This window comes from Thalassospira sp. MIT1004 (assembly GCF_001858545.1).
GTDB lineage: Bacteria > Pseudomonadota > Alphaproteobacteria > Rhodospirillales > Thalassospiraceae > Thalassospira > Thalassospira xiamenensis.
Map to the genome: position 1 here is coordinate 254,037 of NZ_MCAO01000042.1, position 24,866 is coordinate 278,902.

Below are 24,866 nucleotides of genomic sequence, written 5' to 3' on the forward strand. Positions count from 1 at the left end.
TCATCGCCATCGCCTCTCATCAGGCCATATGCCCGGTCACGCCGGTTGACCGATCCGAAACCGGTTGCGATAGCGGGCCGGGGGCACGTGGGCGATATCGCGAAACGCGATGCGAAATGTTTCCATCGACTGGAACCCGCATTGCTCGGCAATGTCACCCAGCGGCAAACTGGTTTCTTCAAGCAATTTCATCGCACGCAATACCCGTTCACGCCGCAGCCATTTAAGCGGCGCCATGCCGGTGCCTTCGCGGAAACGCCGTAAAAACGTTCTTTCGCTTAGTCCCGAAAAGTTGGCCATTTCGCCGATTTCAATCGGTTCGGCCAGTTTGCCGCGTGCCCAGTCCAGAACGGCTGCAATCGATTTGCCCGGTCGTTCCTGTACAGGTGCTTCGACATATTGCGCCTGTCCCCCATCACGATGGGGCGGCATCACCAACCGCCGTGCGACCACATTGGCAACCTGCGCGCCATGATCGGACCGGATCACATGCAAACAGGCATCAATCCCCGCACTGCTGCCCGCCGATGTGATGATCTGGCTGTTTTCGACATATAAAACATCATCGACAATCTCGATATCGGGATACATCGCGTGCAGCCGGTCGGTATATCGCCAATGCGTCGTCGCCCGCCCGTTTGCCAGCAACCCGCTTGCCGCCAGAACAAACACGCCCGAACAGATGCTTACCAACCGGCATCCGCGGGCATGAGCACGCCTTAACGCATCACAAAGTGCCACATCGGGCATCACATCCGCCCCGCGCCAGCCGGGGATGATCACGGTATCGGCCTGATCAATCAATTCGATCCCGGCATCGGTCGCCACCCGAAATCCGCCCATCGCCCGGATTTCCGGGTCAATTCCCGCAATCGAACAGCGATACCACGGAAAATCAAACTCCGGCCGGGGCAGGGCAAATGCCTCCAGGGCGATGCCAAATTCAAATGTGCAAAGCCCGTCATAGGCCAGCACCACAACATGATGCAGGGCGTCGGTTGGTTTGATGTCTGTGGCACGATGATCGGGCATGACCGGATTTGATTCCGTTAAAATGCGGTTTGGCGAAAAATTACCGAATAATGGCATTTTGGCCACTATCGCAAAAAATGGCAATCGTTACGTTTATCCCATCACCCATGATGATTGAAAACGGAGCCACCCGAATGAAAAGCCTGATCAATGAAATCAACCCCGCACCGTCGCATATTGCACGCGCCCATTTTGATGCGATGCTGCAATTTGAAACCGATTGCTGGGATACTCATGCAAGCCTGCAATCCGGGGCCGATGATTTCATTCTTGTCGATGTCCGGTCCCCCGCGCTGTATCACGGCGGCCATATCGAAGGCGCGATCAACATCCCGCACGGCAAGATGACCGAACGCCGCATGGCCGAATATCCCGCCGGTAAAACCTTTGTGGTTTATTGCGCCGGTCCGCATTGCAATGGTGCCAACAAGGCCGCCTGTCGGCTGGCCGCGCTTGGCCTGCCGGTCAAACTGATGATTGGCGGTGTGACTGGTTGGATCGACGAAGGCTTCAACCTGACGGAACCGGTTGCCTGATCTGACGGTAACCATCGCTAATACTGGCCGACAGGATCGCTGCCTGTCGGCCCATCCTATTCTTTGCCACCGGATCGCACCAATGACGTCATCACCAGTGCCATATGAAATCCGCACCGCCGTCCCGAATGATCTGCCCCGTCTGATTGACCTGATTGCCGATCACGCGGATTTTGAACGCCAGAAGGTCAATCGCGCCCATCTGGCCGAAAACCTGCCCCGATATCTGTTTGGCGCGGATGCCCGCCTGAGCGTGATGGTGGCGGGCAGGGGTGGGAAACTGGTCGGCTATGGTGCGGCCAGTATCGAATTTTCAACATGGAAGGCCGCCTGCTTCCTGCATCTGGATTGTCTTTACCTTGCGCCGCAAAGCCGTGGGGCCGGGCTTGGCGCGCGGATGCTGGCCGCGTTTGAAAATCTCGCACGGCAGCAAAACCTTGGCTGGATGGAATGGCAAACGCCCGACTGGAATATCGATGCTGCCCGGTTTTATGAACGCAATGGGGCACGGGCCCTGCCAAAGCTGCGCTTTGCGAAAACGCTGTCCCACATCCCTAGCCGGTGATCGATTTCTTTAACGCCGCCATCAAATCATCATGCAATGCCAAATACCCCGGCAGGATCGGGCCATCATCGCCGGTCGGTGAAATACCGGGTTCAATCCTGTTTCGGGCAAGATCGGGCAACAGATTTTCGGTCAGTTCAACCAGTGTGATGGCGGTTGGGACATAGCCGGTTTGCGCAATCTCGTTCCATGCTTCGGCATGGTCATGGCTTGCGAAAAACGGGCAATATCGGGTGCCATCATTGCCGGGGCACAACAGCCAGCCCTTATCATAAAGCCCCCAAACACCTTCCCACGCGATCACGCTTTCAATGAAGTAACGATAGCGTCCTCCACGGGCATTGATGTTGTCCGATCCTGCAATGCTCATGACATCGGGGTCGGTTGCTGCCAGAAATCCCTGGGCGCGATGTCCTTGCCCGATATGCCGCGCGTGACAAACCGTTGGGCGCGCATGCGATCCGACCAGTGATCCGCCGAAAGCCCGGCCTTGCGTTTCAATTGTGCCACGAAATCCGCCGGATCAGGCAATTGCTCCCAGACTTGAGGCAGGAACAAGCCACGATGATTGCCATCCGACAGGATGATGCCATCCTCATGGGGTGTCAGTTTGGCGATCAGATCGGCCTCGTTTTCAAACGGAAAATCACGCGGCGGGGAAAGGACCGAGATCGATAATTCCAGATCGTCATTCAATTCATCCTGGCGAAGGGCCGGAAAACGCGGGTCGCCAAACCCGGCCTTGAAGGCATTTTCACACAGATCCGTCGCCAGATCGCGATGCGCCATCACCGACCCGATGCAGCCGCGAAGCTGGCCGGATTTCTTTAATGTCACAAAGCACGCACCTGGTTGCAGAAGTTCGGGCGAAACCGATGCCGGATCAATGCGAAGCGGCCCGCCATGCGTGATCCCGTGCCAGATCGATTGCCGTGCAAGGTCGATCATCATGGCCCCGTGATCGGCCAGAAGCCTATCGGTCGCGCCGACGAAAGACCCGTTCTCATTGTCAGAACTGCGCATCTTTTCCGTTCCCGCATAAACTGCCCACGCGCCATAGCCGACCACACGTGATTTATCGCCCGTCACATCGCCGGAATTGCACATGCCAAGCGTCCTGATCCGCATGCCGCGCTTGCGGGCCGACATCAACATGCCCGCAACCGGTAACGCGCCGCATGCATCGCCGCTTGTGATGCTTTCGGCGTCAAACCGTTCGATCATTGCGCGCGTATTGTCGTCGATGCGTTTGGCAGTGTCGTAATCATGAAAATGCGACAGGTCCGATGAAATCACGATCAGGGTTTCCGGCCCGCCCCAAAGCGCCTCGATCACCTCATGCACCTGCCATGTGCTGCATCGACTGACCAGCAGGGGCACAATCCCGATATCGGCATCTTCGCCAAACAATCGCTGGATAAACGGCAATTCGATCTCAAGCCCGTGCTCCAGCCGGTGCGCCTCGTCCAGAACCTGTACCTGCGGCCGTGCAAGGGCAGCCTGCAACCCGGCCAGATCACAGCGCACATCGCCAAGCGGTGTGGCAAACCCGTCCGCCTTGGCAATCGCAATCCCCTGAAACGCCATGCGATGCGCCGGACCAATGATCACGATCCGTTTGACCTTGCCCTTTAACGCCCGAACCGTGGCAAAACCCAAACCGGCAATCGCGCCCGAAAACATCAACCCGGCATGGGGCACAATGATTGCCTTGGGGATTGGCGTATCATTCTCCGTCTGGCTCTCGACCGCCGCATGGATCAACCCGTCAATCTCGCTACGCAACATATCGGGTGCTGCGGGATAAAACGTTCCGGCAATGGCGGGCGGGCGAATAATCGTCATGACGCTTCCGATAATGAGCTTTCTTTGAAAAACATAGCGATCAGGACTACACTTTGAAAGGACAAGCTAACAATCGTGAACCCGGTCAGGGTCCAAAACGCCATGAATGTCACGACCCCGCAAATAGGAACCGTCCCCGGACGCTACTGGCACCATCTTGATGATGGCCGTATCCAGTGTGATGTCTGCCCGCGCTTTTGCAAGCTGAAGGACGGGCAGCGGGGGCTGTGCTTTGTCCGGGCGCGCGAGGGCGATCAGGTGGTTTTGACCACATGGGGCCGGTCATCGGGTTTTTGCATTGATCCGATCGAGAAAAAGCCGCTTAACCATTTCCTGCCCGGCACACCGATCCTGTCATTCGGTACGGCGGGCTGCAATCTGACCTGCAAATTCTGCCAGAATTACGAGATTTCCAAGGCACGTGAAATGGACAGGCTGGGATCGCTCGCGACGCCTGAAATGATCGCCAGAACGGCAAAGGAATATGGCTGTTCGGCAGTCGCCTTTACCTATAACGATCCGGTGATTTTTCTGGAATATGCGGTGGATGTGGCGCAGGCCTGCCGCGAAGCCGGCATTCGCACCGTCGCCGTCACGGCGGGTTATATTGGGGATAAAGCCCGCGAGGAATTCTTTCGCCATATGGACGCGGCCAATGTCGACCTCAAGGGCTTTACCGAGGATTTCTATCATAAGCTTTGTTCCGCCCATCTGGCCGATGTTCTTGAAACCCTGAAATATCTTAAACATGAAACCGGGGTATGGTTTGAGCTGACCAATCTGGTGATCCCCGGCGAGAATGACAGCGACGCCGAATTTGATGAAATGACGTCATGGGTGCAGCGTGAACTCGGCCCCGATGTGCCGATGCATTTCACCGCGTTTCATCCCGACTGGAAAATGATGGATCATCCGCGCACCCCGCCCGCAACCCTGGTCCGGGCGCGTGAGATCGCGATGAAAAACGGCATTCGCTATGCTTATGTCGGCAATGTCCATGACAAGGCGGGATCAAGCACTTTTTGCCATCATTGCGGTCGCATCCTGATCGGGCGGGACTGGTATCAGTTATCGGACTGGAACCTTGATGCGCATGGGGCCTGCACCCATTGCGGCACCCATTGTGCGGGTGTGTTCCAACCGCGCCCCGGCACTTGGGGGCCAAAGCGCCAGCCGGTGCGTCTGGTCGCGCCAAGTGCGGGTTCGGCACCAGCATCCTGATGGCGTTTTTGCTTCCATTTCGGGCAAAGCAGGCTAAATTGCCGCCAGTTTCGTTTGGACCCAAAATCACCCCATGAAAATCCGCAAAGCCAGCATTTCCGACGTCAGCGCCATTTTCGCCATCCGAAGCCGGGTGCGCGAAAACCATCTGTCCGTCGATCAGTTGGCCGAACGCGGCATCACCAAGGCCGCCTTTGGCAAATGGATTGCCGATGGCTATGGCATGTGGGTGGCCGATCTGGATGGGGCGGCGGCGGGCTTTGCCATTGCCATCCCGCGTGAGGCAACATTATGGGCATTGTTTGTTGATCCCGATTTCGAAGGCCGCGGGGTGGGCAGAGCGCTTTTGCGCGTGGCCGAGGAATGGTTGTTTGCCCAAGGCTGCAACGACATTTCGCTGACCACCGATGCCGATCCCAAAATCCGCGCGCACCGCTTTTATGAAAACAATGGCTGGCATTGCACCGGCGATGCGGACAAGGGGCAGGTTGAATACATCAAATCCAACCCGACCCTGTCGCTGTTTGATTTTGGTTAACGCCGTTCACTTTACCGGAATGCCGCGCGTTTTCTTCTGGCTTGGCCCGATCAGGATCGGCGCATAGCCAATCAGAAACGCCAGCCACCCGATCAGCCAGCACAGGGTCGCCGCCGCCAGAACCGGAAGGTAAGCATCCGGGAACTGCCCGACCAGAAGCCGCAGCACGGTCGACATCCACACCAACCCGAATGCCGCATTCAAGGCCCAGCTTGCGCGCAATTCCCGCCCGGTATGGCCAAGGGCTGCCCGCCCGCCAATCGCAATAATCATACACGCCATCGCCCCGCCGGTAAGCCCGTGCAGGGCATCACGCGCCGCAATCACGTCCGGCCAGATATGGGCGATGCCAAACGCCGCCAATCCGGCAGGCACCCAGAAATAGGCGAAATGCAACATCGCCACCAACGGATCGCGCAGCGTCAGGTGCCCGCGCCAGCGTACCATGCGAAGCCCGTGCAAGGTGGCGGTGATCAGCAACGCCGCGCCAAAGATGACGCCATCCGTATCCACCATCCCGATCACGATGGTGATGGCAAGGGCGGCAAGGCACACGCCGTCAAAACGCGTAAACATCACCGGCATCGTGGCATCCGGCCGTTCGCGTTGCAGCCAGTTGCGTGTAAAGGCCGGGATGATCCGCCCGCCAATCAGCGCGATCAGAAGCACGATCAGCAAAATTGCGCTTTGATAAATCACCATTGCATCAAGCGCGATCAGGCCAAGTGCGCTTGCAATAAACATCCCGTCAAAGGCGGTAATCGGCCCCAGAATACCAAGGATTTTAAGGTTGCGATAATTCCGACCCAGCACAAGCTCCCGCCCGGCAATCACGATAAGGGCGATGAAATAACCAAGCCCGCCAATGATGGTCAAGGCGGGCGGCAATGCCTCGCCAAAGCCAACCGCCAGCCGCGCGATAAGCCAGCACGCGGCAAGCACCATCAGCAATCCGCCCGCAACGCCGGGCCGCCCCGTCCAGTTGGCAATCGCGGTCAGCAGGAACCCGCCAATCGCCGCCCCGCCAAAGCCGAAAATCATTTCATGCCCGTGCCAAAGCGACGGCGTGCCAAGCGACGGCGTCGGTACGCCATGCGCCATCCCCGCCACCCACCAGACCACGGCCACCACCGCAATCAGCCCGGCAAACAGAAACATCGGGCGAAACGCGCCACTCCAGAATGGGTGCGGTGCGGGGGCGGGTTCGGATATCGAGATCGGCGTGGTTTTCGCATTCATCATGGCACCGTCAAACAAGCAGGGGACTAAGTTGGAACAGTTCCATCATAGGCCGCGATTGTGCGCCTGCCTTGACATTGAGCAATCGGCCAAAATCACCGTGGAAACACTTGGTCGGTCGTCATGGGCCTGTCATATCGGTAAAATCCCGCAGGTTTTTGAGCAATAAGCCTTTTCTTCGCCATTTAACGCGCTAGATTAGGGAAAGCATTCAAGCATCGGCGGGATTGCCGGTGCAGACACCACATATGCCCGAAACATGACAGGAGCCTTTTTCTCATGAAGATCACGTTCTCCGATCTCGCCATCCCGACCTCGGGCGCTGTGATCGCCTTTGCCACCGATGGCGGCGATCTGATGCCAAGTGCCGTGGCGCTGGACGAAGCAACCGGCGGCGCACTTGCCAAGGCGATCAAGGGATCGACCTTCAAGGGGAAAGCAGGGCAAAGCCTGCAGCTTCTGGCACCGGCCAATACCGATCTTTCGCGCATCATCGTGTTCGGGATTGGCAAGGAAGCCGAATTTGACGTGATCGCCGCCCAGAAACTTGGCGGCAATGTCACCGTACGGGCCCTTTCGACCGGCGAGAAGGACGTGACCGTCCTGTTTGACATGGAAGGCATGGCCTGTGATTTCGCCACCGGTGCGATGCTGCGCGATTATCGTTTCGATAAATACCGCACCACCGAAACCAAGGAAGATAAACCGGTCCTGAAATCCATCGCGATTGCCGCCCGCGATCACAAGGACGCCAAAAAACAGTTCGACAGTGCCAAAAAGGTCGTCGAAGGCGTGTTCTTCACCCGCGATCTGGTGTCTGAGCCTGCCAATGTGCTTTATCCCGAAAGCTTCATGAAAGAAGTCAGCGCGCTTGAAAAGCTAGGTATCGAGATTGACGTGCTTGACGAAAAAGAAATGAAAAAGCTTGGCATGGGCGCACTTCTGGGCGTCTCGCAAGGTTCGGCGCACAAGCCCTATATGGTTGTCATGCGCTGGAACGGTGGCAAGAAAAAAGACGCACCGGTCGCGTTTGTTGGCAAGGGTGTGACCTTTGATACCGGCGGTATTTCGATCAAACCGGCTGCTGGCATGGAAGACATGAAATTCGATATGGGCGGGGCCGGTGTGGTTTCCGGCCTGATGAAGGCCCTGGCCGGGCGCAAGGCCAAGGCCAACGTGATTGGCGTCATCGGCCTTGTTGAAAACATGCCATCTTCCACCGCACAGCGTCCGGGCGATGTTGTGACCTCCATGTCGGGGCAGACCATCGAAGTCATCAATACCGACGCCGAAGGTCGCCTTGTCCTGTGTGATGCCCTGACCTATGTGCAGGAAAAATACGATCCGAAACTGATCGTTGATCTGGCGACGCTTACCGGCGCGATCATCATTGCGCTGGGCCATGAAAATGCCGGGCTGTTTTCCAACAATGATGAATTGTCCACCCAGATCACCAATGCAGGTCTTGCAGTCAATGAAACCGTCTGGCGCCTGCCACTGTCGAAGGCCTATGACAGCCAGCTTAAATCCGACATCGCCGATATGAAAAACGTCGGCGGTCGTCCGGCTGGCTCCATCACGGCGGCCCAGTTCCTGCAACGCTTCATCACCAAGGATCGCCCGTGGGCGCATCTTGATATCGCCGCCATGGCCTGGGCGACGAAGGATAGCGAAGTCACGCCAAAGGGCGGCACTGGCTTTGGCGTGCGTCTGCTGGATCGCTTTGTGGCCGATAATCACGAAGCCTGATCAAAGATCAAACGCATATCGCAAACAAAAATGCACCAAGGCCGGGGAATTTCTCCGGCCTTGGTTTTAGAAAATACCTTTTACTTCACGCCGATCTGATCAATGGCTTTATTCCAGTCGTCATCATCCTGAAGGTCTTGGCGATCATTATTATGGCCCGAAACCCAGACGTCAAAGTTCTGGCTTCCGGCATTGGGATTCTGACATCTGGCGCGTGCTGCGATCCAGGGATTCACGCCCAATGTGTTCATGATCGTCTCATATGCCTCAACGTCGTAATATTTGTCATAGATGACATTGACGCAGCTTGAGTACCCCTCGGGTGCCGGGGCTGTGTTTCGTGACAAAACGTATCCTTGACCATACTGTGTACGGTCCCGGAAATAGAAGGTTTGCTGATAAATACTCTCCTGACTTTGGGAAAGCGATGTCGTGTTATAGAAGGCTTCGGCGGCTGGTGTTGCCGTTATGCTCAATGTGACGGATTGATTGCCAGCATCCGGGTTGTTCGGGGAAATCTTGCCAAAGGCATCTGCGGCCGCCTGATTGAGAAGCTGCAGGCCGACCCCTTGGCCCGGCGGGTTGGCACAGGCCAGCTGCAAGACCATGGAACCGATATTCTGGCTGCTGGGTGTCGGTTGCCATTCGGTGGCATACAGTCCGACATTTGCACCATTTGCCGTGCAGATATAGCGCTGCATTGTCGGGTTTTTATGCCCGCGGGAACTGATGTACTGCCCGATTTGCGTGCTGCCTTCCTTGATTTCCTGCCCCTGATAAAGCGGGTAGTAATCGCCGTACCGCCATAGATCAAGGGGATCGGTAATGCGTTGACACAACGAGGCAACAATTTGACTGTCATTGGCGGTGTGCACCTTGTAGCCAACATTGACACCCTTGACCTGGGTCTCCTTGCTTTCTCGTTGCTCGGCTTGCAGTGTGCAGGCGATCTGGGCATTTGCCGCTTGGGGCAAGCCAAGAACAGCAATGGCAGTGCTGAGGTAAATTAAAACAAGACCAGACTTCATAACCGTTTTAACTCCATGCGGTAACGTCAGTCTTTTTGACGATGACAAGCTTATTTCGTGATGGGTTAGGAGGACTGACTTGCCCGTTCTGACGGATCAGGGTAGAAATCCACCATGGCTGACATCTGGTTCTATCATCTGACCGCGTCCCCGCTGGAACGTGCATTGCCGACCCTGCTGTCCAAGACACTGGAGCGGGAAAAACGTGCTGTCGTCATGACCGGGACGGAGGAACGGATCGAGGCGCTCAATACCCTGCTTTGGACCTATGACGCCGCAAGCTGGATGCCCCATGGTTCGAAATCCGATGGTGACCCGGAAATGCAGCCGGTCTGGCTGACATCCGAGGATGAAAATCCCAACGGGGCGCAATTTTTGTTTCTGACCGACCGGGCGATAAGCGAGAAGATCGCCGATTATGAACGGGTCATCATGCTGTTTGATGACCGCGATCATGAGGCGGTGGCCGAGGCACGTACACGCTGGAAAGACTGGAAAGATGCCGGGCACAAGCTGTCTTACTGGCAGCAGACCCCGCAAGGGTCGTGGGAAAAGAAGGCCGAAAGCTGAGGGCTTTTGGCAACGCTTAGGGCGTGCCGGACCCCGACGTCACATCCTCAAACAGGATTTCTACCAGCGCCTTGGTGACGTCATTCTGGCTTAGTTTTCCGGCGGCCATTTCATTGATTGCCGGGAAACTGTCCGCCGACAGGGCAAACAGCTTTGTCTGGATTTCCGATGCCCGCACCGGCCAGTCCGGGTCAATTTGTGCCAGGCCCAGCAACATTGCGCGTGCCATCTGATCGGCATCACCACTTTTGATCGCGTCCTGAACCTGCGGGATTTGTTTGGCCTCGGACACGGCAACGTCAAGCGTCGCCAGAAGATCGGCCAATGCCTTTGCCTGAATCTGAATATCCGTCACCGGGTAATTCTGTTCGATGTCGCGCAACGGGGCGACGGCGGCCGATGTGCCGTAGCTCGACAGATAGGCAATCGCTCCGCCCAACTGCCAGCTTTCCCACTTTTTCCACGAACCGGCTTTAAGGTCATCGATCATCGGCGTGGCGATGGTGCCGCCATATTGCCGGAAAATCTGGTCAATCGCCTGTGGGGCCGGGCGGCCTGTCACGCGGGTTGCTTCCTGCGTTGCAAGGGCGGCGATATCTTTCAGGGCCTGTTGATAGTCGCTTTGTGCCGTCATCGGAAAGCTCCCGTTTCATATGTCACGATATCACGCATCAACCGCTGTCCACCAGTTGGCATAGCGCACATTGCCAAACGCCGCCTGACCGTCATAGGGCGTGCGCAATTCGTTGGTGCCACAGTGAATTTCGCCAAGTGCAACGTGATAGTCATCCCAGTCATCAATGAAGTCGCAGGTGGGGCCATTGACAATGGCAGCGATTTTCTGGGTCAAATCACGTTCAAAAAGATCATATCCGTGATTGGGATTTGTATTGTCCTCGATCCACGGGCCGAAAGGCTTGGGAATCATCAGGCGGTCATTACCAACAAACATATTGGGCATGTCACCGGTCAAGGCACCGCACTGGAAGCCGCCCTGTTTTCCCGGATAGACGTTAAAGCCGTTGTCCCGCCCGATTGTCCAGCCTGAAACCTTGTCGGCAAAGGTGAAATCACCGGGATTATAGCCTTCCGGGAAGAAGATGACCGGAACCTTGATGATATCGGTATCGACCAGATCGAATGCATTTTTCAGAACCGCGACATTTCTGGCGATAACTGTTTCAACCCCGCCAATGTTCCAGTCGCGCAGTTGCTTGTATGTGTAATTGCTGTGATCGCGTGGATTGGTCAAGGGTGCCGGGCCGTTGCCCAGAAAGGCATTGATGGTCGCGCCAACATTGGTCCCGTTGATTTGCAGGCTGGTATAATCAAAACGATTATGAACACCATCCCATGCCGCACGATTAAGCACATTTGCGGCACCATGTGCACCTTGGGCTGCGGTCATCAGGCGGTATGCCTCTGCCGGGCTTGCCACCAGAAGCTTCCATTTTTTGAAGGCATTTCCCGGATTGTTGTCAGGTACAAAGGTCATCATTTCATCGACATGACCAACCAGTAGCCAGTCCGTATCCAGAATGATCGGTGTTTGCATGTTCTGGGCGGCCATGAAGTCGCGGCTGCTGGCATCGACCCTGTGATACCGGTTATGGCCGTAATAAATCCGGCCGTATCGATATGCTGTGACGATGCCATTCGCCGTTTTCTGAACCGGTGGGGTTACGGCAATATTTCCACCCGAATTGGCCGAGGCAATGGCATCTGCGCTTCCCGCTGCCGGATAGGAAATGCCGACATTTGCATTCAGCAATGTCTCATACACCCAGTTTTGCAGGGGCCGCCAGCGGTGGGCCTTCATGAAAACATCCTTGTTTTCAACACCTGTTCCGTTACCGGGCCATGAACAGTGACCCGATACAATGGTGTCGCGCATCCAGCGGTCATCCCCGGCGGGAACGGTGCCCCCGCGATAGTTTGCCCATGCATTGCCGTTCAGATAAGGAACACCTGTTGGGGTTGCTGCGGCGGGATCGCCTACCGTGACCGGGATAACCGGATTGTCTGCACCGGCTGCCGCGCCAAGATCAACGCGAAACTGTGCATTGTTTGCGTTGGCGACATACATGCGGGCAACTGTTTGCAAATGGTGATTGCCGACCCACCGTGCTGCGACAACCCGGTCTGCATAAAGATAGCTTGGATTGCCTGCTCCTGTGACCTCGGGCTGGATCACATGCAAAACGATGCGGACTTGACCAGAGGTAAACCCGGTGCCGGCAAACCGGACGGCTTCAAGGGCAAAGAGTTTGGAAGCGGCGACATTGCCGGTTGTAATTGCTGCGATGTCCGTCGTTTCGGGACCAATGATTTCGGTGCTGTTATTCAGAATACCATTGAATATCCGCAAATGTTGCCGGGCCGGGTTTTCACCCCCAGCCCCGATAACGCGCAGTTCCAAACCCCAACCGCCGGGTACAACAGGGGCACCTGCATTCGGGCCAAGTGCATTTCGCCGGATTTCAAGGCGGGAGGTGCCGGTCACCAGGTCATTGTTACCGTTTACCCGCTGATCCTGATTGTCGGCATAGCCGACAGCGGTGTTATTGCCATCGCGGTTGCAGTTAACCGGAATGATCGCACCAACACCCCCTACGCCATATGTGATGGCGGGTGGTGTCACCTGATTAAGGATACCGGCATCGTCCAGATTGCCGTCACGATTGCGATCCGTATGAAGCGTATACCAGACAACATCAAGATTTTTGGCATTGGTGGCATCACCATTCACGACAATACCCGGCTCGTCCACCGGGACGAACCCGGCTCCGCTAACCTTCAGCCGCCACGTACCATCCGCAATATCAAAAACATGCGAAACCGTGACATTTGGTGTCACAACCAGATCCTGTGTCTTTTGCGGATGGGCATCGCTGGTGAGCGAGATGCGTACCGAGTTGAACGGATAAACTCCGGCGGGGGCATTAAGCTGGACGGTGTAATTTGCCATGACGTCCTCAGCGGCTGGTAGGGGCGGGTGATGGGCTGCCATTCATCGCATCGGCCATCAGAAGCCGTGCCTGAAGCGCGTTGTTCAGAATGGCAATCCGGTCATCGATGGTGCCAAGCCCGGCATCCTTCAGGATTGCACTCGCCCACGGCTGGCTGGTGATGTCCGGGCCACCTGCGAATTGTATGGTGGCGTAATCGGTAATCCCGTCCGGCGTTTTAACGCCAAGCCTGATCGCGGCATCCCCGGCGGCCTTGCTGGCAATCGCCAGGCTGTCGGCGTCATATCGGGCAACCGCATCGGGAATGGTGATCTGTAAATAACCGGGAAGCGATGCGATGACATCGTCAAGCGACGGCACCGGTGACGGGGTGGGGGATGGGGATGGCGTCGGTGACGGTGTCGGCGTTGGTGTGGGTTGCGGTTTCGGGCCACAGGGCGAAGCTGGCAGGGCGGCAACGCTGCTGGCCTCTGCCGCCATCAGTTTCGCCACCTCGTCGGCAAAGCGTTTCTCGGCCTGAAGGCGGCTGGCAGCACTCGCATCGAATTTCTGCTTGCTCATGATGCTCAGCGTCTTGAGCCGTTCGGCATCCTGTGCGCCAAACGCCGCCAGAAGATTGCCGATCTGCGGGCCGGCATCGGCAATGCGTTGCGACAATGCCTTGGCGTCCTTGCCGCTACCTGCTGCAATCAGGGCATCGCCATCACGTGCAAGCTTCTGATCGTTGCTGATCTGCGCATTCAGGCTTTCAAGCTGCTTGGCGGTGCGAATGTCGATCCTGGTGCCGGTAATGGTCACACTGGTCGGGTATTGCGCCAGTGTTCGGGCAAGGTCGCTGATCCTGTCGGCATAGGCCATTTGTCCGGTCCCGCTTTGGTGAAGACGTCCTATGACGCCGACAGGCCGCTTTTGTGATGGGCGGGATTAATACAAATATTTCATGTTGATCGTGCCTGTCTCATGCAAGCCATGCGTAAATTGCATGTTGATGGGGATTGATGAATGACGTCCGGTTCGCTATACATGTCATATCGAACGCGCCGATTTGCTCCTCAGCTTGCGGGCGCGCTAAAAATGCGGCTAAAGCGAGAGGGCGTGCACGCTCCGACATGTACGACCGCCTCGGTTTCGCCGCGGCGGTTTTTTTATGTTCGGAAAAGGTTGGGATCCATGATCAGGCTCTCGAACGTCCAGAAGACCTACCCCGCACGGCGCGGAAGCCCGGCGCATACCGCGCTGCACGGCATCGATCTTGATATCGCGGCCGGTGAAATCGTGGGGGTGATCGGTCGGTCCGGTGCGGGAAAATCCACGCTTATTCGTTGCATCAACCTGCTTGAAGTCCCGACATCAGGCAGTGTCATTGTTGATGGCACCGATGTCACGCAACTGGCAAAACGCGATCTGCCGCTGTTTCGCCGTCAGCTCGGTATGGTGTTCCAGCATTTCAATCTGCTGTCGTCACGCACGGTTTACGACAATATCGCCCTGCCGCTTGAACTGGCCGGGGCCAGCAAGGCCGACATTGCCGCGGCGGTTGATCCGTTGTTGCCGCTGGTCGGGCTAGAAGACAAACGGGACCGTTATCCCGCCGAACTTTCCGGCGGCCAGAAACAGCGCGTTGGCATCGCACGCGCCCTTTCAAGCAATCCCAAGGTCGTTCTGTGTGACGAGGTCACATCCGCCCTTGACCCGGAAACCACCCGCCAGATCCTCAGCCTCCTGCGTGACATCAATAAACGCCTTGGCCTGACCATGGTGGTGATCACCCATGAAATGGCGGTGGTCAAACAGCTTTGCGACCGGGTGGCGGTCATGGATGGCGGCGTGATTGTCGAGGAAGGCAAGGTTGACGCGATTTTCGCCAATCCGACCCACGCCACGACGCAATCGCTTCTGGCCGATGAATTCCTTGATTACCCGGCGCGGCCGAATGCGGCTGCGACCGCGACTGTCGATACAACCACCGGGCAGGAGGCTTAATCATGTTTGCAACACTTGCACCGATCCTGCTTCAGGCAACGCTTGAAACCTTTGCGATGGTGATATCCGCCCTTGCTCTTGGCACGGCGTTCGGTCTGCCGCTTGGCGTTTTGCTGGCGACGTCTGGCCGGGGTGAACTGTTCGAAGCCCCGCTGTTTCAGAAATCCATCGGGCCGATTGTCAATGCCACCCGATCCGTACCCTTCATCATTCTGGCCGTCGCGATCATTCCGTTTACCCGCCTGATTGTCGGTACATCGATTGGTACGTCGGCTGCGATCGTGCCACTGACCGTTGCGGCCATTCCGTTCATTGCCCGCATCATCGAAGGTGCGATCCGCGAAGTCGATGGCGGCCTTGTCGAAGCCGCCCAGGCGATGGGCGCCCGCCCGTTCCAGGTGGTGACCAAGGTGCTGTTGCCCGAAGCATTACCGGGCATCATTCACGGCCTGACCTTAACCGCGGTCACCCTGATCGGGTATTCGGCGATGGTTGGCGCGGTGGGTGCCGGTGGCCTTGGCGATCTTGGCATTCGCTATGGCTATCAGCGTTTCCGTCCCGATGTGATGGCGGCGGTTGTCATCACCCTGATTGTGGTGGTGCAGATGGTGCAAAGCCTTGGCGACTGGATGGCGCGCAAGGCGGACAAACGCAATATCTGAACCCGTTTTCGTTTCTTTATCTTCTTTGAATTCCCGCAAAACACCACAGTAAACAAGGAGTTTTACCATGCGGTTTCTGCTTAAACTGACGGCTGCTGCCGTTCTGACCGCCGCCCTGACCGGGCAGGCATTGGCGAACGAGAAAATCAAGATCGGCGTTACCCCCGGCGCGCACGAAGAAGTCATGGAAGAAGTCGTCAAAGTGGCGGCAACCAAGGGCCTTGATATCGAAATCGTCAGCTTCTCGGACTATGTCATTCCGAACCAGGCGCTTGATGATGGCGACCTTCAGGCCAACAGCTTCCAGCACAAGCCCTATCTTGATAACCAGATCAAGGATCGCGGTTATGATCTTTCGGTGGTCGGCTATAACATCCTGACCCCGATGGGCATCTATTCCGACAAGATCAAGGATCTGAGCGAGCTTAAAGACGGTGCTGAAGTCGGGATTCCGAACGACCCGACCAATGGCGGTCGTGCGCTTCTGGTCCTTCAGTCCGAAGGCCTGATCAAGGTTGATCCGGCGGTTGGCCTTGTCGTCAGCCCGCTTGATGTCATCGAAAACCCGAAAAACATCAAATTTGTCGAACTTGATGCGGCACAGCTTCCCCGTTCGCTGGCTGATCTCGATGCCTCGGCGATCAACACCAACTACGCGCTTGAAGCCGGTCTGAACCCGATCAAGGATTCAATCGCGATTGAAGGCAATGACAGCCCGTACGCCAACGTGATTGTCACCCGCACCCAGGACAAAGACGCGCCGTGGGTCAAAACGCTGGTTGAATCCTATCACGATGATGCGATCCGTGAATTCATCGAAACCAAATATGAAGGCTCGGTCCTGCCGGTTTTCAAAATTTCTGAATAATCCCCGCGATTATTCATAAAAAATTGCGCCCGCGCTCGGATCAGAGCGCGGGCGCTTTTGTTATGTGCAGGCATATGCACGATTTAACGCGGTTCAACCATATCGCTGGTCGTGTACGACACCCGGTTTCTGATCCTCTCAGACATAAAAACCGGTTTAGTCCTGATTTCCTTTTGGTGGCTCTGGCGGCGCATTTTCGGCGATTTCCCCGTTCTCGTGATCGTTTTCGGGGCTGGTGCCGTTTTGGCGTGCCAAAAGGCGCTGATAGAACAGCCCGATACAGATCAGAACGACGCCAAGCCCGATAAAGGAAAGCGCCCGCCAGATGCCTTCAAGGCCCGACATATCAAACAGGAACGCCTTGGCAACCGCCATAAAGACAAAGGCCGCCGATGCCATGCGGACATGCAGCGATCCGCGCCACAACCCATAGGCCAAAAGCGCAATCCCAAAGCCCAGCCACGCCGCGGAATAACTGTAAAGTTCCGGCGATGTCCAGGGCTGATACATGCCGATATAACCGCCGTGGAAGAAATGGCGGATTTCAAAGGTGATCCAGCAAAAGGCCAGCAGGATCGACAGAACCTCCGCCGTCCGGCGATAGCTTTCCGGTTTGCCCCCCGAAAGCCGGGTCGCCAGAAGGCCGGTCAGGATCGCAGGCAGCAGATAGGCCGAAAGCAGCAGGTTAAAGAACAGGCCATTGCCGACAAACTCGCCACTCATCAACGGGTTGAGCAACAGCAGGTTCAGCATACCGAGCATGAAGAACCCGGCAAAACCAAGCCCCAGAATGCACCGGGACATCACGGGGCTTGCCAGCGACCGGTCAAGCCGCTGCAAACCGATTGCCGCCGAAAGCGCCAGAAGGGATTGAAGGCTCCATTCCATCAGGGTATCGGGCACGGTATGGAAAATACCCTGATTGGTGACGTGATGCAGGATCACGGCACCGGTCGCAAGGCTTGTGAAAATTGCAAGTCCTTCGAAAACAAGACGATGGCGCACATCACCCGATTGGCGAAGCATCCAGACGCAGGCCCAGAATGCCATCGCCGGACCGCCATAGCCCCACAGCAATGCATTGAAAACCGGTGTGGTGCCAAGCTGATCAGCGGGAACAATGGTCGGCTGCCAGAAGATCGTCACAAGAACCAGACCGGCAATGCCAATCGCCGTCTTGGCAAGCCCCGGCAGGGGCCAGCGCCCGCCAAACCAAACGGTCGCAACTGCAAGGGCGGCAAGCCCCAGCGGCAGCCAGCCATCCCCCAGCAGGATGAACATCGCGGTGGCAATCATGCCGATGGTGCCCACCGTATAGGTGGCAAGTGCCCCGTCCCGGCCATGTGCGGTGGCGGGCATTCTGCGGTCGATGATACTTAAGGCACCAAGGAACCCTGCCGCCAGCGCAAGGGCAAAACCGCCAAAGAACATATCGACATCAAGAATATCACTACGCCAGAGCGCAATCAGGAACAGCCCGATCGGGCCCGATACCCCGGCAACCGCCATAAACAGGCGGGCGGTGGAAAATACCGCCCCGGCAAAGCCACCAAGACCAAGAATCAGGCCAAGCCCAAGCCCGGTCAGAAGGAAGGATTGCGTATCGGGCAGGACGGAAAATTTATCAATCGCATCGGTGATAATCGGCTGATCATATAGCAGCGGATCGATGGAAAGACGGATATCCCAACCCAGATAACCAATCAGTGCCAATACCGGCGCACCAAGTGCAACCGGCCCCAGAACCGGGAACAGGGCCGCCGTCGCCAGCAGCAGGGCCAGCATGATCATCAGGGTCGCGGTGCCGGTCGCATCAAACCCGCTGTGATGAAGCAGATAAATCACAAGCCAGCCATTCCCGGCGACCATAAGTGACGATTTCCAGTCGATGCGTTCGGGAATGCGGGCAGGATCGCGGGGGTAAATGCCAATGGCATAGGCCGCAATCGCGGCCAGCAGAATGGCAATATCATAAACCGCAAGCGACGCCCCCATATCGGCCGGGGCGGCAAAGGCCAGAAGATGGCCCCAGACAAAACCCGCAATCGCGGTTGTCATGGCAAACCAGTGCCAGCCACGCAATCGCGCAATTCCATAGCTGCCCGCCGTGATGATCAAACCGTAAAAGGCCAGAACCCAGGGGGCGGGTTCACCCGACTGCACCATAAACGGCACGATGTAACTGGCCAGAAGCCCGGTCGATGCCACCAATGGCCCCTGCAAAAGCGAAAGTGCCAGCGCGCCCAGCGCCACAAGCGCCATCAGGACAAAGGCCATCGCCGGGCCGATCATGCCATAAAGCATATGGGCCGAAAAAACCGTGGCAAAGGCCGTTGTTGTCCCCGCAAGGGTCAGAATGCCCGGAATATAACCGGCATTGTTGCCGGTCTTGGCCGCAAGCAGGGTGGGCTGACGGCGAAGATATTCGCCACTGCCAAACAGGGCCGTGGCAAAAAGGGCCGCAAGCAGAATGCGCACCAGCGGGCTGAGCAAACCGGCCTCAATGGAATAATGCACAAGGAAAATGCCGCCAAACACCAGCGCGATGCCGCCAATCCACACCGCCCAGCGCGTGCCGATCTTTTCTTCAAAGCCGATGGCGCGTTTGGGGGCTGCTTGCGGCACGGTGCGTTGTGGTCTTGGCACTACCGCCGCCGGTTTTGCAGGGTGGGCTGGTGTGTCGGTCCTGGCCGGTTTGGCCTGATCAGCAGGATCAGCAGGATCAGCCGCGTCGGCTTTTGCCGTTTTATCCGGTTGGGCCGCAGCAGGTGTGACCGAAGGAGCCGGAGGCACCGACAGACCGGCTTTCAAAAGCCCGATCTGTTGTTCCAGCATTTGCAGTTTCTGTTTGAAACCGCGTATCCGGAAAAAAGCGATGATGCCCATGATCGCGCCGACCAATATGGTCAGGCTGAAGACACCTGTGAAAAACAGCTCCATGTAATCCTCTTTTTCGCATTGCTCGTGCGGGGGCGGATTTTTATCCGCGATTATTTCCGCCATCATAGCGCGAAAAAGCGAATTGTCTTGTCTTTACAGGAGTGTATGGGATTGCGCCGGGTTTGGCCGCGGCAGAGGGATATTCATGGGTATTGCCCCGCAACACCGACAAGGGGGAGGCAATACCCGTAAGGCAAATGTCAGAGCAGCCTGATCAGTGACAGCAGGAATGCACGGGTTGGTATTCCTCGTACTGATCATGCAGCTTGACCCAGTCCATCACCCCGTCCTCGTTACGGCCAAAGGGCGTCATGTCAAGGAAGGCGTGCGCCCCGATCAGGGCATCACCGGCGCGCGCATAACTGGAATAGGTGTGGAAAATCTCGCCGCTGTCGGGATCACGCACAAAGACGCTTTCGCCGTGAAGGTCTTCCATCTTGCCGGTATAGGGCGCGTAGTTATAGGTCGCGGTGCCGGTCTTGACGTCATCAGGGCGAAACGACGCATCGAAATCGTAATTGAAATCCGATCCTGCCGAAGAAAACCAGGGGAAGTTCCAGCCCATCCGTTTCTTGAAATCCTGAAATTCCGCAAGTGGGGCCCGCGAAACGACCGCGAGTGTTACGTCATGATGTTTGAGATGCAGGTTGGCACCGTCAAAGTGATCGGCAAGGAACGAACAGCCCACACAGCCCTCTTTCCAGCCGGGGCCAAACATGAAGTGATAGACAATAAGCTGATTGCGGCCATCAAACAGATCGGCAAGCGATTTCTGACCATCGGGCGTGTCAAAGACATAATCCTTGTCCACCCGCACCCATGGCAGGGCACGGCGTTCCTCGCACAGGCGGTCATAGGCACGCATATGTTCCTTTTCCCTTGCAAGATGTGCCTTGCGGGCATCAAGCCATTCCGCACGAGAGACGATTTCGGGGCGTTTCATCATATTCTCCTTGTTGATCGGTTGGCGCGCTGATCAAAAGGCAATGCAAATACGTGTCGTCCGGGAAATGGGTGGGCAATTCAGGCAGGCATCAGGCACCGATCAGGGGGCAGGCCGTTTTACCGGCAATATGTCCGTCCAATCGGATCTGACTTACATTCCCTCGCAGGCCTGTTTTTGCATCTCAGCGGCAGTGCCGGTTTTGTGATTGCAGTTGGCATAGAAAAAGCTGTCGGTACGGCGTGACGCATCGGGTGTACCATGTTCCCAAAGATTGCGTTTAAGCGACCAGTCGACCTTTGCGGTTCCGCATTCGGTGGTCCATTCGGTGGTAAATTCGGGGGGATTTTCCGACCCATGGCGTTCTGCCACGACTTCGGCCCCGAACCAGTCAGCCAGACGGGCAATGCGTTTATTGTCGCTGGCCGTAACGCCCATGATCGACGCAAGATCAAGCTCGCGGAAACCAAAGGCGATCATCATCGTGCTGGCCTCGATGGCGGCGCGGTGACGCCCCCAATGGGTCGGCGACAGCTCGATCCCGAAAATCGCGCTATCCACCGGTAGGTCCTTGCCGCGCAGGCCGACACAGCCAAGCAGATCGCCCGACGATTTATCAAAAATCCCGACCTGAAAATTGCGCCGCGGCTGTTCTTCCTGCCATGCAAGGAACCGGTCAAACAGCGCATTGCTGCTGGCGCGCGTGCTGTCGTTATCAGCGGTACCGTAAAGGGCGCGATACCGTTCATCCATCTGATAGGCGACAAACGCCGCCCGATCCGAGGGCGTGAAATCGCGCAGGATGAAACGCTTGCTTTCAAGTCTTGGGGGGAGTTCCGGACTTCGCATTGTGATTACTCCACATTTCCGGTGGCGCAGGCCGCCTGTTTGATGGCCGGGTCGTAAGGGGTATCGCCATTTACCCCATCGGTCCCATCATCGTTATTTGTGTCACAATGCACATCGCGCAACGCGAACAGGGTGCCAATCGCCGATAAAACCATCAAAATTGTGCAGATAATCGAAATAACCTGTAAACCGTCCGTAAAGGCCGCGCGCGCCAGTGGCAAAATATCCGATGATATTGCCGCAGGCAGATCATGCAGCGCATTGACCGCCCCGCCAAGGGTGCTGCGGATGGCGTCTGCGGCCTCGTTCCCGATCCCGGTCGGTACGGCTTCGATCATGACATCGCGATAGATCGCGGTGCCGACACTGCCCAGAATGGCAATGCCAAGCGCACCGCCAAGCTCCGCACTTGTTTCCGACATCGCGGCGGCCGATCCAGCCCGATCAGACGGGGCCGATGCCACCACCATATCCGTAGAGATCATCGCAACCGGCGTGATGCCAAGCGAGAAGATCGTCGCACCAGCCACAAGGACATAAAGGCTGACGACGCTGCCCGGCCATGACAGCATGCCAAAGCCAGCCGCGGTCAGGATCAGGGCACCGGTCATCACCTGTCCCGGTTTGAACCGGCCCATAAGGACCGGCGCCCCCATCGAGCCGACAATACCGGCGACAGTTGCGGGCAACATCGAAAGCCCGGCTTGGATCGGGGTAAGGCCGATGACCAGTTGCAGGGCCTGGGACAGGAACAGGAAATAAGCCATCCCGGCAAAGATCACGGCGGTCTGAATGACGATGGGAAGTGCGATGGTCTTCTGTTTGAGCAGATCAAGATCCAGCAGCGGATCGGCAAGCTTGCGCTGACGGCGGATGAAAACCCATGCGCCAAGCAGGCCAAAGACAAGGGCAGAAAGGGCATCACTGCCAAAGCCATAGGCAGCAATGACCTTGACCCCATAAATGATTGCCAGTACCGAGCCAAGCGACAGCGCGGCACTGAACAGGTCCAGCCGGCCAAAGCTTTTGGCCTTGTGTTCCGGAAGCAGGATCGGAGCAACAATCAGCAAAAGCCCCATCACCGGCACATTGAGCAGGAAAACAGCGCCCCACCATAAATAGCTGAGAACAAGTCCGCCCAGAAGCGGCCCGGCAGCCGTGCCGACCATAAAGGTTGTCATCCATGCGGCAATGGCAAAGGACCGTTCCTTGTCATTGTGAAACATCGAACGGATCAGCGACAGGGTAGAGGGCATAAGCGTCGCCCCGGCAATGCCCAGAACCCCACGGGCAAAAATCAGCATTTCGGGCGTATCGGAAAAGGCCGCCAGCACGGAGGCCGCGCCAAAGCAGCCACCGCCGATCATCAGCAATTTGCGCCGACCGATCCGGTCACCCAGTGTCCCCATGGTGATCAGCGATCCGGCAATGAAAAAGCCATAGATATCAACAATCCACAGCAACTGGTCACTTGTCGGGTTAAGGCTTGCGGTCAGGGCCGGTACGGCAAGATGCAGAACCGTCATATCCATCGCGATCAGAAGGCACGGCAGGGTCAGCACCAGAAGGCCGATCCATTCGCGGCGGGTGGCCTTGTTGTCGGTCTGGGCGGTATCGTCGGTTGGTGACGCGACGGGGGTGTTCGGGGCGCTCATGTCTTGTGTTTCCAGTATTTCTTATGGTGGCGCAGGCCGCAATGGATTGGGGCATCGCGGAATTTATTCTGCGGTCGTTATTCGGGGCGATGTTGGGATCTTAACCGTGGTTGAGGTCAAGACGGAAATCGGGGCAAATTCATGCCGAGGTGCAACCCGAAGTACAACAGACTTCGAGCTTGTCGAGGGCGCTGCTCCACCCTTCCTGATGTCCATCACGCGCAGCCTCGTCAAAGAACTGCGTGTGATGGAGGGTTAATATGGTCGCCGCCCCGCGATCCTCGGCCATAAAGGTCAGGGTCACATGCGATTTGCGTTCGGGCATTGTGATCCATTGCCAGGAAAAGGACAGCTTTGCATCGGTTTCAACCGCATCATAGGTGCCGCTGACATCGTGGATTTCACCATCAGGCCCCGGTTCCTTGAAACGGATGCGAAAGGTGCCGCCGATTTTTGCATCAATGCTGGCATCAATCATCTCGCAACCTTCTGGTCCCCACCATCTGGCGAGTTTTTCGGGCTGGGTCCATGCGGCGTAAACCTTTGCCGGTGGGGCGGCAATCCGGCGCCGGATCATCAGGCTCGGCTTGTCTGGTGTTGTATCGGGCATCAGTCCCTAATCCTGCTTCTTTTCGGTTTTGGTGGCGTCGTCGTCTTCTTGTTCAAGGAAGGCGGCAAGCTGATCGAGTTTGTGCGACCAGAAGCGCTGATAGCGGGCCAGCCATTCCATGGCGTGCTCCATCGGTTGGGCATTCAGGCGCACATTGACCGTGCGGCCGGTCTTCTGCCGCGCAATCAGCCCGGCATCGGACAGAACATCAAGATGTTTCATCACCGCAGGCAGCGAAACGTGAAACGGTCGCGCCAGTTCACTGACCGACAGGTTTTCTTCCGTCTCCAGCCGGGCCAGAAGCGCACGGCGGGTTGGATCGGCAAGGGCGGCAAAGATGTCGTTCAGTTCGGCTTCTTGATACTTAACCATGAAGTTAAGTATTTATCAGGCCACACCGCCCTGTCAATCAAAAGTTGATCCCGGTTGTCACCATCCCCTGCCACGCGGTCAGAAGGGCAACACCGATAAACAGCAAACCCGCCGTCCGCCCGATGAAAATCGTTGCCACCGGATTGCCGGTAATCAGGTTGCGGCTGGTCCCGGCGGCAAGGGCAAGCGCGCCATAAACCGCAAGCTGTACGGCCGCCGTCATGATCCCCATGATCAGCGCCTGTGACCAAAGCGGCCCGTAATGCGGACGGATGAATTGCGGATAAACCGCGAAAATGAACAGATAGGCCTTGGGATTAAGCATGCAGGTGATCATGCCCTGACGAAATGCGTCCCAAAGCGATGCGGTTCTGGCCGCCCGGATCCGTTCCACCGTGATGGCACTGCGCAAAAGCGTAATACCGATCCAAACCATATAGGCCGCCCCGGCAAACAGCATGACATTCAAAAGCCATGGTGCGATGGCGAGAAGCGCGCTGATGCCGACGGCACCCAGCAGCGTGTGATACACCCCGCCCAGCATGATCCCGGCGGTGGCCGATAACCCTGCGCGTTTGCCCCCGGTCAGGGAATTGGCAATAACGAAAAACATATCCATGCCGGGCACAATGATGATGCCCGACAGCAGAACGAAGAACAGCCAGAGATTTTCAGCATATGTCATGGGGCGC

24 protein-coding genes are annotated in these 24,866 nt (G+C 56.9%); 9 read left to right on the forward strand and 15 right to left on the reverse strand.

Going from position 1 to position 24,866, the window contains the following annotated elements; translation table 11 throughout:
• Positions 1 to 36: 36 nt before the first annotated feature.
• Entirely contained in the window at positions 37 to 1,032 is a 996-nt protein-coding gene (gene ftrA, locus BC440_RS15290) for a transcriptional regulator FtrA (RefSeq protein WP_071240423.1), read from the reverse strand.
• 134 nt (positions 1,033 to 1,166) lie between these two features.
• Here ftrA and BC440_RS15295 point away from each other — a divergent pair, with 134 nt between their 5' ends.
• Both BC440_RS15295 and BC440_RS15300 read left to right on the forward strand, forming a co-directional pair.
• A complete protein-coding gene (locus BC440_RS15295; protein WP_007091450.1) occupies positions 1,167 to 1,568 on the forward strand; it encodes a rhodanese-like domain-containing protein in 402 nt (133 codons plus the stop codon).
• 82 nt (positions 1,569 to 1,650) lie between these two features.
• Complete coding sequence (locus tag BC440_RS15300) at positions 1,651 to 2,133, forward strand: GNAT family N-acetyltransferase (RefSeq protein ID WP_071240424.1); 483 nt, start codon at positions 1,651 to 1,653, stop codon at positions 2,131 to 2,133.
• On the opposite strand, the gene BC440_RS15305 is transcribed toward BC440_RS15300, so the two are convergent.
• Complete coding sequence (locus BC440_RS15305; protein WP_071240425.1) at positions 2,123 to 2,503, reverse strand: DUF2750 domain-containing protein; 381 nt, start codon at positions 2,501 to 2,503, stop codon at positions 2,123 to 2,125. The genes BC440_RS15300 and BC440_RS15305 overlap by 11 nt on opposite strands.
• A complete protein-coding gene (gene amrB / locus BC440_RS15310) occupies positions 2,500 to 3,978 on the reverse strand; it encodes an AmmeMemoRadiSam system protein B (RefSeq protein ID WP_071240426.1) in 1,479 nt (492 codons plus the stop codon). The genes BC440_RS15305 and amrB overlap by 4 nt, the downstream gene beginning before the upstream one ends.
• 102 nt (positions 3,979 to 4,080) lie before the next feature.
• Here amrB and amrS point away from each other — a divergent pair, with 102 nt between their 5' ends.
• Both amrS and BC440_RS15320 read left to right on the forward strand, forming a co-directional pair.
• Positions 4,081 to 5,199: an AmmeMemoRadiSam system radical SAM enzyme gene (gene amrS / locus BC440_RS15315; RefSeq protein ID WP_071240427.1), complete on the forward strand. Its 1,119-nt coding sequence runs from the start codon at positions 4,081 to 4,083 to the stop codon at positions 5,197 to 5,199.
• A gap of 73 nt (positions 5,200 to 5,272) precedes the next feature.
• Positions 5,273 to 5,737, forward strand: coding sequence for a GNAT family N-acetyltransferase (locus tag BC440_RS15320; RefSeq protein WP_071240428.1), 465 nt, complete (start codon positions 5,273 to 5,275; stop codon positions 5,735 to 5,737).
• 6 nt (positions 5,738 to 5,743) lie between these two features.
• On the opposite strand, the gene BC440_RS15325 is transcribed toward BC440_RS15320, so the two are convergent.
• Positions 5,744 to 6,979, reverse strand: coding sequence for an NnrS family protein (locus BC440_RS15325; protein WP_071240549.1), 1,236 nt, complete (start codon positions 6,977 to 6,979; stop codon positions 5,744 to 5,746).
• Between the two features lie 276 nt (positions 6,980 to 7,255).
• Between BC440_RS15325 and BC440_RS15330 the strand changes: the two genes are divergently transcribed.
• Positions 7,256 to 8,725 (forward strand): leucyl aminopeptidase, encoded by a 1,470-nt coding sequence (locus BC440_RS15330; protein WP_071240429.1) that lies wholly within the window; start codon positions 7,256 to 7,258, stop codon positions 8,723 to 8,725.
• An 80-nt stretch (positions 8,726 to 8,805) separates the two neighbouring features.
• Here BC440_RS15330 and BC440_RS15335 read toward each other — a convergent pair whose 3' ends face one another.
• The gene (locus BC440_RS15335; protein WP_071240430.1) at positions 8,806 to 9,753 is read right to left on the reverse strand and encodes a hypothetical protein; all 948 of its coding nucleotides are present in this window, start codon (positions 9,751 to 9,753) and stop codon (positions 8,806 to 8,808) included.
• 114 nt (positions 9,754 to 9,867) lie between these two features.
• Between BC440_RS15335 and BC440_RS15340 the strand changes: the two genes are divergently transcribed.
• Positions 9,868 to 10,323, forward strand: coding sequence for a DNA polymerase III subunit chi (locus tag BC440_RS15340; protein ID WP_037988818.1), 456 nt, complete (start codon positions 9,868 to 9,870; stop codon positions 10,321 to 10,323).
• A gap of 16 nt (positions 10,324 to 10,339) precedes the next feature.
• On the opposite strand, the gene BC440_RS15345 is transcribed toward BC440_RS15340, so the two are convergent.
• From BC440_RS15345 to BC440_RS15355, 3 genes are read right to left on the reverse strand one after another with little or no spacing between them, the layout of a single operon-like run.
• Positions 10,340 to 10,957 (reverse strand): hypothetical protein, encoded by a 618-nt coding sequence (locus BC440_RS15345; RefSeq protein WP_007091440.1) that lies wholly within the window; start codon positions 10,955 to 10,957, stop codon positions 10,340 to 10,342.
• A gap of 30 nt (positions 10,958 to 10,987) precedes the next feature.
• Positions 10,988 to 13,291 carry a protein-arginine deiminase family protein gene (locus tag BC440_RS15350; protein WP_071240431.1) on the reverse strand — a complete coding sequence of 768 codons (2,304 nt, stop codon included), beginning with the start codon at positions 13,289 to 13,291 and terminating at the stop codon, positions 10,988 to 10,990.
• 7 nt (positions 13,292 to 13,298) lie between these two features.
• Positions 13,299 to 14,150, reverse strand: a complete 852-nt coding sequence (locus BC440_RS15355; RefSeq protein ID WP_071240432.1) for a hypothetical protein — start codon at positions 14,148 to 14,150, stop codon at positions 13,299 to 13,301.
• A 312-nt stretch (positions 14,151 to 14,462) separates the two neighbouring features.
• Here BC440_RS15355 and BC440_RS15360 point away from each other — a divergent pair, with 312 nt between their 5' ends.
• From BC440_RS15360 to BC440_RS15370, 3 genes are all read left to right on the forward strand, one after another.
• A complete protein-coding gene (locus BC440_RS15360; protein WP_071240433.1) occupies positions 14,463 to 15,275 on the forward strand; it encodes an ATP-binding cassette domain-containing protein in 813 nt (270 codons plus the stop codon).
• A gap of 2 nt (positions 15,276 to 15,277) precedes the next feature.
• Positions 15,278 to 15,937, forward strand: a complete 660-nt coding sequence (locus tag BC440_RS15365) for a methionine ABC transporter permease (protein ID WP_007091436.1) — start codon at positions 15,278 to 15,280, stop codon at positions 15,935 to 15,937.
• 67 nt (positions 15,938 to 16,004) lie between these two features.
• Positions 16,005 to 16,805, forward strand: coding sequence for a MetQ/NlpA family ABC transporter substrate-binding protein (locus BC440_RS15370; RefSeq protein WP_007091435.1), 801 nt, complete (start codon positions 16,005 to 16,007; stop codon positions 16,803 to 16,805).
• A 156-nt stretch (positions 16,806 to 16,961) separates the two neighbouring features.
• Here BC440_RS15370 and BC440_RS15375 read toward each other — a convergent pair whose 3' ends face one another.
• The 7 genes from BC440_RS15375 to BC440_RS15405 form a co-directional block, all read right to left on the reverse strand.
• Positions 16,962 to 19,745: a DUF2339 domain-containing protein gene (locus BC440_RS15375; protein WP_175484498.1), complete on the reverse strand. Its 2,784-nt coding sequence runs from the start codon at positions 19,743 to 19,745 to the stop codon at positions 16,962 to 16,964.
• Between the two features lie 214 nt (positions 19,746 to 19,959).
• Positions 19,960 to 20,691 (reverse strand): thioredoxin family protein, encoded by a 732-nt coding sequence (locus tag BC440_RS15380; protein ID WP_247643583.1) that lies wholly within the window; start codon positions 20,689 to 20,691, stop codon positions 19,960 to 19,962.
• A gap of 150 nt (positions 20,692 to 20,841) precedes the next feature.
• Positions 20,842 to 21,537 carry a GNAT family N-acetyltransferase gene (locus BC440_RS15385; RefSeq protein ID WP_071240436.1) on the reverse strand — a complete coding sequence of 232 codons (696 nt, stop codon included), beginning with the start codon at positions 21,535 to 21,537 and terminating at the stop codon, positions 20,842 to 20,844.
• A gap of 5 nt (positions 21,538 to 21,542) precedes the next feature.
• Positions 21,543 to 23,192 (reverse strand): MFS transporter, encoded by a 1,650-nt coding sequence (locus BC440_RS15390; RefSeq protein ID WP_071240437.1) that lies wholly within the window; start codon positions 23,190 to 23,192, stop codon positions 21,543 to 21,545.
• A 139-nt stretch (positions 23,193 to 23,331) separates the two neighbouring features.
• A complete protein-coding gene (locus tag BC440_RS15395; RefSeq protein ID WP_071240438.1) occupies positions 23,332 to 23,802 on the reverse strand; it encodes an SRPBCC domain-containing protein in 471 nt (156 codons plus the stop codon).
• Between the two features lie 6 nt (positions 23,803 to 23,808).
• Positions 23,809 to 24,174, reverse strand: a complete 366-nt coding sequence (locus BC440_RS15400; protein WP_071240439.1) for a metalloregulator ArsR/SmtB family transcription factor — start codon at positions 24,172 to 24,174, stop codon at positions 23,809 to 23,811.
• A 37-nt stretch (positions 24,175 to 24,211) separates the two neighbouring features.
• Positions 24,212 to 24,859 (reverse strand): LysE family translocator, encoded by a 648-nt coding sequence (locus BC440_RS15405; protein WP_071240440.1) that lies wholly within the window; start codon positions 24,857 to 24,859, stop codon positions 24,212 to 24,214.
• Positions 24,860 to 24,866: the final 7 nt, after the last annotated feature.